Annotated in this window: 11 protein-coding genes; 2 read left to right on the top strand and 9 right to left on the bottom strand. The window is 67.0% G+C overall.

The features are described 5' to 3' along the window. The 3 genes from JWP83_RS17695 to fabG1 form a co-directional block, all read right to left on the bottom strand. The coding region (locus tag JWP83_RS17695) for a ferrochelatase (protein WP_297732417.1) at window positions 1–236 on the bottom strand (236 nt) is incomplete at its 3' end. After that, window positions 236–1,045, bottom strand: a complete 810-nt coding sequence (gene inhA, locus JWP83_RS17690; RefSeq protein WP_297732415.1) for an NADH-dependent enoyl-ACP reductase InhA — start codon at window positions 1,043–1,045, stop codon at window positions 236–238. The genes inhA and JWP83_RS17695, both read right to left, overlap by 1 nt. Before the next feature lie 16 nt (window positions 1,046–1,061). Continuing rightward, on the bottom strand, window positions 1,062–1,829 hold the full coding sequence (gene fabG1 / locus JWP83_RS17685) for a 3-oxoacyl-ACP reductase FabG1 (RefSeq protein WP_297732413.1): 768 nt from the start codon (window positions 1,827–1,829) through the stop codon (window positions 1,062–1,064). A gap of 140 nt (window positions 1,830–1,969) precedes the next feature. Here fabG1 and JWP83_RS17680 point away from each other — a divergent pair, with 140 nt between their 5' ends. Next, window positions 1,970–2,809 carry a DUF559 domain-containing protein gene (locus tag JWP83_RS17680; RefSeq protein ID WP_297732411.1) on the top strand — a complete coding sequence of 280 codons (840 nt, stop codon included), beginning with the start codon at window positions 1,970–1,972 and terminating at the stop codon, window positions 2,807–2,809. Between the two features lie 59 nt (window positions 2,810–2,868). Here JWP83_RS17680 and JWP83_RS17675 read toward each other — a convergent pair whose 3' ends face one another. The 6 genes from JWP83_RS17675 to JWP83_RS17650 all read right to left on the bottom strand — a co-directional run bounded on the left by JWP83_RS17675 (window position 2,869) and on the right by JWP83_RS17650 (window position 9,029). Next, window positions 2,869–3,876 carry a VWA domain-containing protein gene (locus JWP83_RS17675; protein ID WP_297732409.1) on the bottom strand — a complete coding sequence of 336 codons (1,008 nt, stop codon included), beginning with the start codon at window positions 3,874–3,876 and terminating at the stop codon, window positions 2,869–2,871. Continuing rightward, the gene (locus JWP83_RS17670) at window positions 3,873–4,823 is read right to left on the bottom strand and encodes a DUF58 domain-containing protein (protein WP_297732407.1); all 951 of its coding nucleotides are present in this window, start codon (window positions 4,821–4,823) and stop codon (window positions 3,873–3,875) included. The genes JWP83_RS17675 and JWP83_RS17670 overlap by 4 nt, the downstream gene beginning before the upstream one ends. Then, window positions 4,820–5,950 (bottom strand): MoxR family ATPase, encoded by a 1,131-nt coding sequence (locus JWP83_RS17665; RefSeq protein ID WP_297732405.1) that lies wholly within the window; start codon window positions 5,948–5,950, stop codon window positions 4,820–4,822. Before JWP83_RS17665 ends, JWP83_RS17670 begins: the two co-directional genes overlap by 4 nt. Before the next feature lie 112 nt (window positions 5,951–6,062). Then, window positions 6,063–6,797 (bottom strand): NlpC/P60 family peptidoglycan endopeptidase RipB, encoded by a 735-nt coding sequence (gene ripB, locus JWP83_RS17660; protein WP_297732403.1) that lies wholly within the window; start codon window positions 6,795–6,797, stop codon window positions 6,063–6,065. 10 nt (window positions 6,798–6,807) lie between these two features. Next, window positions 6,808–8,238: an NlpC/P60 family peptidoglycan endopeptidase RipA gene (ripA, locus tag JWP83_RS17655; protein ID WP_297732400.1), complete on the bottom strand. Its 1,431-nt coding sequence runs from the start codon at window positions 8,236–8,238 to the stop codon at window positions 6,808–6,810. Window positions 8,239–8,489: 251 nt separating this feature from the next. Beyond that, window positions 8,490–9,029 carry a DUF6676 family protein gene (locus JWP83_RS17650; RefSeq protein ID WP_297732398.1) on the bottom strand — a complete coding sequence of 180 codons (540 nt, stop codon included), beginning with the start codon at window positions 9,027–9,029 and terminating at the stop codon, window positions 8,490–8,492. A 178-nt stretch (window positions 9,030–9,207) separates the two neighbouring features. On the opposite strand from JWP83_RS17650, the gene acnA reads away from it, so the two are divergent. Continuing rightward, the coding region (gene acnA / locus JWP83_RS17645; protein ID WP_297732397.1) for an aconitate hydratase AcnA at window positions 9,208–10,865 on the top strand (1,658 nt) is incomplete at its 3' end.

Below are 10,865 nucleotides of genomic sequence, written 5' to 3'. Positions count from 1 at the left end.
TTGCGGTTTCCGAAGTAGACGGGTAGCTCGATCTGGCTCTGCAGCTGTGCGATCAACTCGCGGTTGATGCCGTTGATCGGCGAGATGCCGCCGAAGTGCAGGTAGTGCTCGGCGACGGCGGCCAGCCGCTCGCGCGGGATGCCGCGGCCGTGAGTGACGTTCTCCAGGAACGGCATTACCTGCTCGGGACCCTCGGGCCCCCCGAACGACAGCAGCAGGACCGCATCAAAATCCACTAGAGCAACTGTGTGCTCGCGCCGCCGTCGGCGTAGACGATGGTCCCTGTGGTGGCTGGCAGCCAATCGGAGACCAGCGCGCAGACGGTGCGCGCCACGGGCGTCGGATCCTTCATGTTCCAACCAAGCGGCGCCCGCTGATCCCAGCCCTCCTCAAGCAGTTTGATCTGATCGCCCGCCTCGTCGCCGAGCGCGCCGCCGACGATCGCGCTCATCGCCAGCGTGCGGATCGGGCCTGCCGCAACGAGATTCGAGCGCACACCGAACGGACCTGCCTCACGCGCCACGAAGCGGTTGACCGACTCCAGCGCGCTCTTGGCCACCGTCATCCAGTTGTACGCGGGCATCGCGCGGGTCGGGTCGAAGTCCATGCCGACGATTCCGCCGCCGCGGTTCATGATCGGCAGCAGCGCCTTGGCCAGCGAGGCGTACGAGTACGCCGAGATGTGGATGCCCTTGGCGACGTCTTCGTACGGCGCATCGAAGAACGGGTTGATGCCCATGCCGGTCTGCGGCATGTAGCCGATCGAGTGCACCACACCGTCGAGTTTGTTGCCATCCCCGATCACATCGGTGACCCGGTCGGCAAGCGTGCCGAGGTGCTCCTCGTTCTGCACGTCGAGTTCCAACAACGGGGCCGGATTCGGCAGCCGGTCAGCGATCCGCTGGATCAGCTTCATCCGGTCGAAGCCGGTCAGCACCAGCTCCGCGCCCTCTTCCTGCGCGACCCGCGCGATGTGGAATGCGATCGACGAGTCGGTGATGATCCCGGTGACCAGGATGCGCTTGCCTTCGAGAAACCCTGCCATATCAGTCCTTATCTCCTTAGTGGCCCATGCCCATGCCGCCGTCGACCGGGATCACGGCACCGGATATGTAGCTGGCGTCCTCCGACGCCAGGAAGCTGACCACCCCGGCGACCTCCTCGGCGGTGCCGACCCGCTTCGCCGGGATGAATTCCAGTGCCCCCGCCTGAATCCGCTCATCCAGCGCACGGGTCATCTCGGTGTCGATGTAGCCTGGTGCAACCACGTTCGCGGTGACCCCGGCCTTGGACAGCTCCCGGGAGATCGAGCGGGCCATGCCGATCAGTCCGGCCTTGGAGGCCGCGTAATTGGCCTGGTTGCCGATGCCCCAGGTGCCGGAAACCGAACCTATGAAAATCATTCGGCCGAACCGCTTGCGCTGCATGCTGCGCGACGCCCGCTGCGCCACCCGGAACGCCCCGGTGAGGTTGGCGTCGATGACCTTCTCGAACTTCTCCTCGGTCATCCGCATGAGGAACGCGTCCGCGGCCAGGCCGGCATTGGACACCAGCACCTCGACCGGACCCTGGTGCTCCTCGACTTCTTTGAAGGCGCGATCGACGGCGTCGTTGTCGGTGACGTCACACTCGACGCCGAACAGCCCCTCGGGCACCCCGGATCCGCGGTGCGTGACGGCCACCTTGTGGCCGTCGGCGGCCAGCCTTTGCGCGATCGCCAGACCGATCCCCCGGTTTCCGCCCGTCACCAGGACTGAACGGGATACAAAGGCGGGTCTGCGGTAGTCGGCAGCCCTTTCGGTGGTGTCCTCGGTGGCTGTGTCAGTCACCCCGCCAACCTATCGCCTCGGTTGCTGCCCACTTCAATCGGCTCGTCGCGGGCGTAACGCCACGGCGAAATATCGAACGGAATCTCGCCGTGGCGTTACGCCCGGGTCGGGCTGTCGGTATGGCTCAGCACACTTTCGCCATGACAGACCCGTTCCTGGGCAGTGAAGCTCGAGCCGCGCAGCTGTTGTCCCGCCACGAGCTTCGAAGCCGCTACGTCGCGCTGCATCGGGATGTGTATGTGCCGAGCGACGCCGAGCCCACGGCCGCCTTGCGCGCCAAGGCGTCCTGGCTGCGCTCCCGCCGCCGCGGCATCCTGGCAGGCTTCTCCGCTTCCGCCCTGCACGGCGCACGGTGGATCGACCCGTCGCGGCCGGCCGAGATTATCGATACCAACCGCCGCAAGGCCCCTGGAGTACTGGTCTGGGAAGAACGCATCGAGCCCGACGAAATCACCGTCGTCGATCAGATTCAGCTCACGACGCCGGCGCGCACCGCCCTTGACCTGGCGCGCCGCCATCCCCGGGACGTCGCAATCGCTGCGGTCGACGCGCTGATGCAAGCGACCGACTTGAAGATGGCCGACGTCGAGCTGCTCGTCGGCCGCTACCGCGGCCGCCATGGCATGAAGGCCGCCAGAGCGGCTCTCGAACTTGTCGATGGCGGGGCTCAGTCCCCGAAGGAAACCTGGCTACGTCTGGTTTTGGTGAGCGCCGGCTTTCCCCGACCGCAAACGCAGATCCCGGTTCTCAACGAATGGGGCTGGGCCGAGGCGTATTTGGATATGGGCTGGGAGGACAGCAAGGTCGCCGTCGAGTACGACGGCGACCAGCATCGCACCAGCCGCTACCAGTACGTCAAGGACATCCGCCGGCTGGAGACGCTCGAGCGTATGGGGTGGATCGTCGTCAGGGTGATTGCCGAAGACCACCCGAACGACATAATCCGTCGGGTGGCCCAAGCGCGAGGCCGCCGGACGTAACGCCAGGGCGAAGAACCGAGCGAAATTTCGCCGTGGCGTTACGTGCGCGGCCAAGAAAACTACGTCGGCAGGCGCCGGTTGATCAGCAGCGCCGCCAATCCCGCGAGCGCCAGCACCACCGCGCCCAGCCGCAGCCAGCCCGCGCTGGCGTCACCCTTGCTCGTCTCGTAGCCGATCTGCTGCTGCAGCGATGCGTAGACGGCTTTCAGCTCTTCCAGGCTCGCGGCGTTGTACCAATTTCCACCGGAGAGCTCGGCGACCTTCTTCATGGTGGAATCGTCGACCGGAACGGGCTGGCGCTGGTCGTTGATCTCGACGAAGCCGTAGGGGGTGCCGAACGAGATCGTCGAGATCGGGACGCCCTGGTCCTTGGCGGTGCGCGCGGCGGTGAAGGCGCCCTTGGGGTTGTCCGGGTTGGTCGGCATCGTCTCCTTGCCGTCGGAGAACAACACGATGCGCGCGGGCGGCGGCGTGTCGCCGCCGCCGATCACCGCGCCGACGGTGGCGATGGCCTGCAGCGCGGTGAAGATGCCCTCCCCGGTGGCGGTGCGGTCGGCGAACTGCAGCTTGTCCAGCGCGTTCTTGGTCGCGTCCCGGTTGGTCGTCGGGGACACCAGCACGGTCGCCGTGCCCGCATACTCGATCAGGCCGAGGTTGATTCCCGGGGTGAGCTCGTCGGCGAACTGCTTGGCGGCCTCCTGCGCGGCCGCCATGCGATTGGGTGCGACGTCGGTGGAGCGCATCGACTGCGACACGTCGATCACCAGCATCACCACCGCGCGATTGCGGGGAATCCGGACGTCGTTCGTCGGCCCCGCCATCGCAATGGTGAACAGCAACAGCGACAACACGAGCAGAATCGCCGGCAGGTGCCGCCATCGCGAGGGCCGTTGCGGGGCAACGCTTTCCAGCAGCTCCATGTTGGCGAACCGCAGCATCCGCCGCTGCCGCGCCAGTTGCAGCACGATGTACAGCGCGGCCAACCCCACGACGGCAAGGAGGAAAAGGAAAAACCACGAATGCGCGAAGCCCGACAGCGTCATCGGGCCCAGCAGGGGCAACGTCACTGCCGGCCCGCCAGTGCCCCCCGCCGGCGGGACTCGACGAAGCGGACGATGTCGGCGATCCAGTCGCGGTCGGTGCGCAGCGTCAACACCGGGGCCCCGCAGCTGCGGACGGTGCGCGCCACCTCCGCGCGGTGCGCCGCGGCCGCCTTGGCGAAGTCGTCACGTAGCTGGGCGTCGATGGTGAACTCGCGCGTGACCCCGGTTTCGGCGTCCTGCAGCACGACGTCGCCGATGTCGGGCAGCTCGACATCGCGGGGATCGAGCACCTCGATGGCCAGCAGCTCGTGGCGGGCCGCGATCGCCCGCAGCGGACGGGTCCAATTAATGGGGCCGAGGAAGTCGCTGATGATCACGGCCATGCCGCGGCGGCGTTCCGGCCGGCGCAGCTCGTCGATGGCCGTCGCCAAATCCCCGCGCACCCCGATCGGCGCCTTGGGCGTGGTCGCGATGGTCCGCAGCAGCGTCTGCTCGTGCTGGCGCCCGGAGCGCGCCGGCACCCGGGTGACGGTCGCGCCCGTCGCGACGATCGCGCCGAGCCGGTTGCCGCCGCCGCTGTTGAGGAAGGTGATCGCCGCGGCCGCGGCCACGGCGAGGTCTCGCTTCTCGCAGACCGTGGTGCCGAAGTCCAGGCTGGCCGACATGTCGACCACCAGCCAGGTCTCCAGTTCGCGGTCGGCGATCATCTGCCGGACGTGCGGGTGCATCGTGCGCGCGGTGACGGCCCAATCCATCCGCCGCACGTCGTCGCCGGGCTGATACTCCCGCGACTCCCCCGGCTCGCTGCCCGGTCCCGGGATCAGGCCGAGGTGGTCGCCGTGCAGGACGCCGTCGAGCTTGCGTTTGACGGTGAGCTCGAGCGTGCGCAGCGCCGCCGACAGCTTGGGGTCGTCGATCTGCCCGCGATTGAATGACGGCGGGTGCAACACCGCCTTGCCGGGGTCGGTCACCGACCGCTGGCCGCCCCCGCGGCCTGCATCACGGGAGGCACCGAGTGTCCTTGCTGCGGAACGGCATTCACCTGCGGGAGGGACACCGTCTGCAGAATCCGGTTGATGACGATCTCGGGTGAGATCTCATCGGCGAGCGCGTCGTAGGTGAGCACCAGCCGGTGCCGCAGCACGTCGGGAATGACCTCCACGACGTCTTGCGGAATCACGTAGTCGCGGCCCCGCACCAGCGCCAGCGAGCGCGCACCGGCGATGATGCCCAACGAGGCGCGCGGGGACGCGCCGAACGAGATCCAGGTCTTGACGTCGTTCATGCCGAGCTGCTCGGGGTACCGGGTGGCCATGACGACGCGCACCACGTAGTCGACCAGCGCGTGGTGGACGAAGACGTTGGACGCGATGTCCTGCAGCCGCAACAGGTCGCCGGTGTTCAGGATCTGCTTGGGCACCGGTGGCTTGACGCCCATCCGGTAGATGATCTCCCGCTCCTCTTCCGGCGACGGGTAGCCGACGTTGATCTTGAACAGGAAGCGGTCCCGCTGGGCCTCTGGTAGCGGGTAGACGCCCTCGTGCTCGATCGGGTTCTGCGTCGCCATCACCAGGAACGGATTGGGCAGCGGGAACCTCTTGCCGCCGATCGACACCTGGCGCTCCTGCATGACCTCCAGCAGCGCCGACTGCACCTTCGCGGGGGCCCGGTTGATCTCGTCGGCGAGCAGGAAGTTGACCACCACCGGGCCGAGCTCGGTGTCGAACTCCTCCTTGCCCTGCCGGTAGATGCGGGTACCGACGATGTCGGTGGGCACCAGGTCGGGCGTGAACTGGATGCGCGCGAACGTCCCGCCGACCACCCGGGCGAAGGTCTCCACGGCCAGCGTCTTGGCCACGCCGGGAACGCCCTCGAGCAGGACGTGTCCCTTGGACAACAGCCCCACCAGCATCCGCTCCACCAGCTGGTCCTGGCCGACGATGATCCGTTTGACCTCGAAGATCGCCCGCTCCAGCGTGTGGACCTCGGCGGCGAGTCCATTGCCGCCGCCGGGAGGCGCTTCATGGGCCGGGCCGGAAGGCCCACCCTGGCCCGGGTAACTGCTGGCGCCCGGGGGCGGCCCACCTGCTGATGTCATCAAGAACCCTCCACGCTCAAATCGGACACGACTGCCGGGCAGCGACGTGCCCTGGTCCAACTATTCCAGGCCTGCCGGTTCCCGTCGACGCCGCCGGTTCGCTGGCCTGCGATCAGTACTCGATGATCCTAGTCAGGAACGGCGTCATGCCCGGCTTGCGCACCGGGCTGACGGTGACCTTGGCGGCGCTTCCGGATGCCTCCAGCATCTGACCGTTGCCCAGATACATGGTGACGTGCTGGCTGCCGCCCGGGCCGTAGAAGATCAGGTCACCGCGCCTGGCCTGGTCTTGGGGAATGTGACGGCCGGCGTTGTACTGGTCACCGGAGAACCGCGGGATCAGGACGCCCACCCCGGCGAACATGTAACGCATCAGCCCCGAGCAGTCGAACCCGGTGATGTTGGCGCCGTCGCCGACGCCCTTGCTCGGCCCATCCAGCGAGCCGCCACCCCACGAATACGGGACGCCCATCTGCGACCCGCCCCGCTTGATCGCGTACTCGATCGCCTGCCGGCCGTAGACCCGCGGGATCTTGCCGCCGGGGTTGGGTGGGGTCGCGGCGGTGGGAGCGGGATCGCCACCGAGGTTGATCCCCAGCCCGCCGAGGAATTGCTTACCCAGATCCAGCGTGGTCTGGGTGGCCTGGGCGGTGGCCTGCAGCGAAGCGTTTGCGACCGCGAGCGGGTCGCCGGGAGCGCCGGCGCTGATCTGGGCCGGCAGCGTGGGATCCCACTGGCCGGGGTCGGCCCTAACCAGGGGAGCCGGGGCGGCCACAGACAACATGAGCCCGGTCACCACAGCGGTGATCCAGGCCAGGTTGATCAGGCGAAAACGCTTGCGCCGCATAGCTCCTCGTTTAATATTCGATATAGCGGATCACATACGGCGTCATGCCGCTGGTGCGCACGGGCGCGACGCGGACCTTCAAACCGATGTCGGGGGCCTCGAGCATCTGGCCCTCGCCGAGATAGATCGTCACGTGCTGGCTGCCCCCCGGGCCGTAGAAGATGACGTCGCCGCGGCGCATTTGCGAGGTCGGGATCTTGCGCCCCAGGTTGTACTGCGAACCCGAGTAGTGCGGCAGCTTGATGCCCACGCCGGCGAACGAATACAGCACCAGGCCCGAACAGTCGAAACCGGTGATCCCGGCCCCGGAGTCGATGCCCTTGCTCGGCCCCGCGGCGTTGCCCCCACCCCACGAGTAGGGCACCCCGATCTCCGACATGCCGCGTCGGATCACGTACTCGCTGGCCTGCCGCCCGTAGACGCGCGGGATCCGGCTGGTGCCGTTGGGAGTTGCGTTGGTGATGCCGGTGTCGTCGGGCTTCAGGATGCCCAGTTGCTGCAGGAAACTGCGGCCCATGCCAGCGGTGACCTGCGTCGACGTGGCCGAGATGCCCAAGACCTGGTTGATCACCGCGATCGGGTCACCGGGGACATTGGCGCTGGGCGTCATGGGCAGCGTCGGGTCCCAAAGGCCATCCCACCTGCGGCCCCCGGCGGGCGGCGTGCCGGCCGGTGACCCGGGATCCCACCGGTCGCCCGACGCGGGGACGGTGGACCCGCCATGCCGCGTCGACCATTCCAGCTTGGCCGCCTCGAGTTTCGCCTGGGCCTCGTCGCGCTCGGCGGCCAGGCGCGTGGCCTGTTCACGTTGTTCGGCGAACTTGCGCTTGGAATCGGTGAGCGCCGCCACCGCGCCATCCTGGCTGGCCTTGGCGTCGGCGGCGGCCTTGTCGGCCTTCTGCTTGGCCAGCCGCGCCGCCGACTCCTTGTTCACCTGCTCGGTCCGGGCCCGCTGCAGCTTGTCCATCACCGCCTGGGAACTCGCGGTCAGGGTCTGGGCGGCGCCTTCGGTCGCGATGATGTCCTCGGGGCTGGTCGCGGTCAGGTAGCTGCCCGACGGGCCGTTCATGTAGGTGGCCGCCGCGAAGGTGTCGAACCGGTGCTGGGCGGCGGCGATCGCCGCGTTGGCGTCTTTGACCGTCCGCTGGCTGGCCTCGAGGTCGTGTTCGGCGGTGGTCGCGTCGTCCCGTGCGGTCTCGACGTCGACCAGTGCCTTGTTGACGCTTTCCTGCTCAGTCTGGATTTCGGCGGTCAGGTTTTCCAGGCGCTGGTTGGCCTTGGCGACGTTCGCGATCAATGCGGCCATGCTGTCGGCCGCGGGGTCGGCCTCGGCCAGACCCGGGGTGCACATCAGCATGGCCACGCTCAGCACCGACGGAACGACCGGCCGGAGCAGCCTGGCGGCCGGTCGCGCAGCGGAGCCCCAGCGCGTACGTCTCATTCGACAGGTCTCCTACGGCTCAACGCGGACGGGCGGCGCGAGGCACGGCCTTTTCTGAAAACGCCATAAACAACACAAGCATCATTTGCACCGTACGTCACATAGGACGCCGGGGACACGCTCGTCACAAACTGCACTCTGGACGTGCGTTTAATGTGACCGAACGGTGACCTGCGGTGTTTGCCGCCGAGAATCGCGGGCGTCCGCCTGAGGCGGCGGCCCGAGCCGGATGCGCATGTCAGACGCCGTTACTAGGCGCCGCTGGACGCTTCCGCCGTCGTTTCCGGCGCCCCGGCCGGCGTTGCTGCGCGCTTGCTGCGCAACTGCAGGAATCGCGTGCCCGCGGCCGCGGCGAGCACGGCGATCAGGAGGAATATGGTCATGCCCGTCCAGGGAAACTCGGGCGAATTCAGTTCATGCAGGAAATGCTGCGCCGAGACCGCCGGGTTGCCCGTCTTGGCGATGTCCTCGCCGGCCTCCAGCGTGACCCGCGGGAATTGCGTGCTGTAGCTGCCGACGTAATTCGGGCTGAGCGTCAAGACGGTGGCGTCGTGGTAGTCGGCGCCGACGACGGTGGAGATGTCGCGCAGCGGCGTGTCGTTCGGCGGGTTGTGGTCGAGCAGCACGATCTTGAGGTTGATGCCGTCGGCGTGCGCTTGGTTGACGATGTCGAGCAGCCCGGGCAGGGCAGCCGGTGACGCGCTGACGCCGTCGGCTGCGACCTGAGCCTTGATCACTGTCATGTCGACGTCCACCGGAATGTAGAGCGGCAGAAACGGGTGCCCGGTCATGGCCAGCACTCTAGTGTCAGGCGCGGATTCGAGGCGGTAAGGGGTTTAAACCCGCGCCCCTCGCGACAAGACTGGAACTACGGGCACCCGCCGTAATACAGGACAAGCGTACTGTTAAAGTAGCATCGCGCCGCCGACACGGCCCGTCGACGGAAGAACTTAATCCTTGGGAGTTGAAGTGACTGATTCTGTGAACTCGTTCGGAGCCCGCGACAACCTCAAGGTCGGCGACAAGAGTTACCAGATTTATCGCCTCGATGCCGTCCCCAATACCGAGAAACTCCCCTACAGCCTCAAAGTCCTCGCCGAGAACCTGCTGCGCAACGAGGACGGCAGCAACATCACCAAGGACCACATCGAGGCCATCGCGAACTGGGATGCCAAGGCGCAACCCAGCATTGAGATCCAGTACACGCCGGCCCGCGTCGTGATGCAGGACTTTACCGGCGTGCCGTGCATCGTGGACCTCGCCACCATGCGCGAGGCCATCGGGGATCTCGGGGGCAACCCGGACAAGGTCAACCCGCTGGCGCCCGCCGACCTGGTGATCGACCACTCGGTGATCGCCGACCTGTTCGGCCGGCCCGACGCCTTCGAGCGGAACGTCGAGATCGAATACGAGCGCAACGGCGAGCGCTACCAGTTCCTGCGCTGGGGCCAGACGGCGTTCGACGACTTCAAGGTCGTCCCGCCGGGCACCGGAATCGTGCACCAGGTCAACATCGAGTACCTGGCCAGCGTGGTGATGGAGCGCGACGGCGCGGCCTACCCCGACACCTGTGTGGGCACCGATTCGCACACCACGATGGTCAACGGTGTTGGCGTGCTGGGCTGGGGCGTCGGCGGCATCGAGGCCGAGGCGGCCATGCTCGGTCAGCCGGTGTCCATGCTCATCCCCCGCGTCGTCGGGTTCAGGCTCACCGGTGAGATCCAGTCCGGTGTGACCGCCACAGACGTGGTGCTCACGGTCACCGAGATGCTGCGCAAGCACGGTGTTGTCGGCAAGTTCGTCGAATTCTACGGTGAGGGGGTGGCCGAGGTGCCGCTGGCCAACCGCGCCACCCTCGGCAACATGAGCCCCGAATTCGGTTCCACCGCCGCAATTTTCCCGATCGACGAGGTCACCATCGACTACCTGCGGATGACCGGCCGCAACGAAGACCAGCTGGCGCTGGTCGAGGCCTACGCCAAGGAACAGGGCATGTGGCACGACCCCAAGCACGAGCCCAAGTTCTCCGAGTACCTCGAACTGAACCTGTCCGACGTTGTTGCGTCGATCGCAGGCCCGAAGCGTCCGCAGGACCGCATCGCGCTCAGCGACGCAAAGTCAGCATTCCGCAACGACCTCAACAACTATGTGGGCGAGGAGCCTGCGCCCGCCGAACTGACGAAGCTTGATAAGGCCCTCGAGGAATCCTTCCCGGCCAGCGATTCCGTCGCGCTGTCGTTCGCAGACTATGACGCGGACGTCGTGTCGGCGGCCAACCATACTGAGGGCCGGCCGAGCAACCCGGTCTCGGTGAAGTCCGACAAGCGGGGCGAATTCGTGCTCGACCACGGCGCGGTGGTGATCGCCGCGATTACGTCGTGCACCAACACCTCCAACCCCGAGGTCATGCTGGGCGCGGCGTTGTTGGCGCGCAACGCCGTCGAAAAGGGGTTGAGCTCCAAGCCGTGGGTGAAGACGTCAATGGCCCCGGGGTCTCAGGTGGTGAGCGACTACTACGAGAAGGCGGGATTGTGGCCGTATCTGGAGAAGCTGGGCTTCTACCTCGTCGGGTATGGCTGCACCACGTGCATCGGGAACTCCGGGCCACTGCCGGATGAGGTCTCCGA

Source organism: Mycobacterium sp., from assembly GCF_025965855.1.
Lineage (GTDB): Bacteria > Actinomycetota > Actinomycetes > Mycobacteriales > Mycobacteriaceae > Mycobacterium.
Note: the sequence above shows the minus strand (reverse complement) of the source record. Positions and strands in the feature narration are given on the sequence as shown.

Bases quoted from the DNA above. Each gene is read 5' to 3' on its own strand.
- inhA (WP_297732415.1), bottom strand. From the start codon at position 1,045: ATGGCAGGGTTTCTCGAAGGCAAGCGCATCCTGGTCACCGGGATCATC.
- JWP83_RS17680 (WP_297732411.1), top strand. From the start codon at position 1,970: ATGACAGACCCGTTCCTGGGCAGTGAAGCTCGAGCCGCGCAGCTGTTG.
- JWP83_RS17665 (WP_297732405.1), bottom strand. From the start codon at position 5,950: ATGACATCAGCAGGTGGGCCGCCCCCGGGCGCCAGCAGTTACCCGGGC.
- ripB (WP_297732403.1), bottom strand. From the start codon at position 6,797: ATGCGGCGCAAGCGTTTTCGCCTGATCAACCTGGCCTGGATCACCGCT.
- ripA (WP_297732400.1), bottom strand. From the start codon at position 8,238: ATGAGACGTACGCGCTGGGGCTCCGCTGCGCGACCGGCCGCCAGGCTG.
- JWP83_RS17650 (WP_297732398.1), bottom strand. From the start codon at position 9,029: ATGACCGGGCACCCGTTTCTGCCGCTCTACATTCCGGTGGACGTCGAC.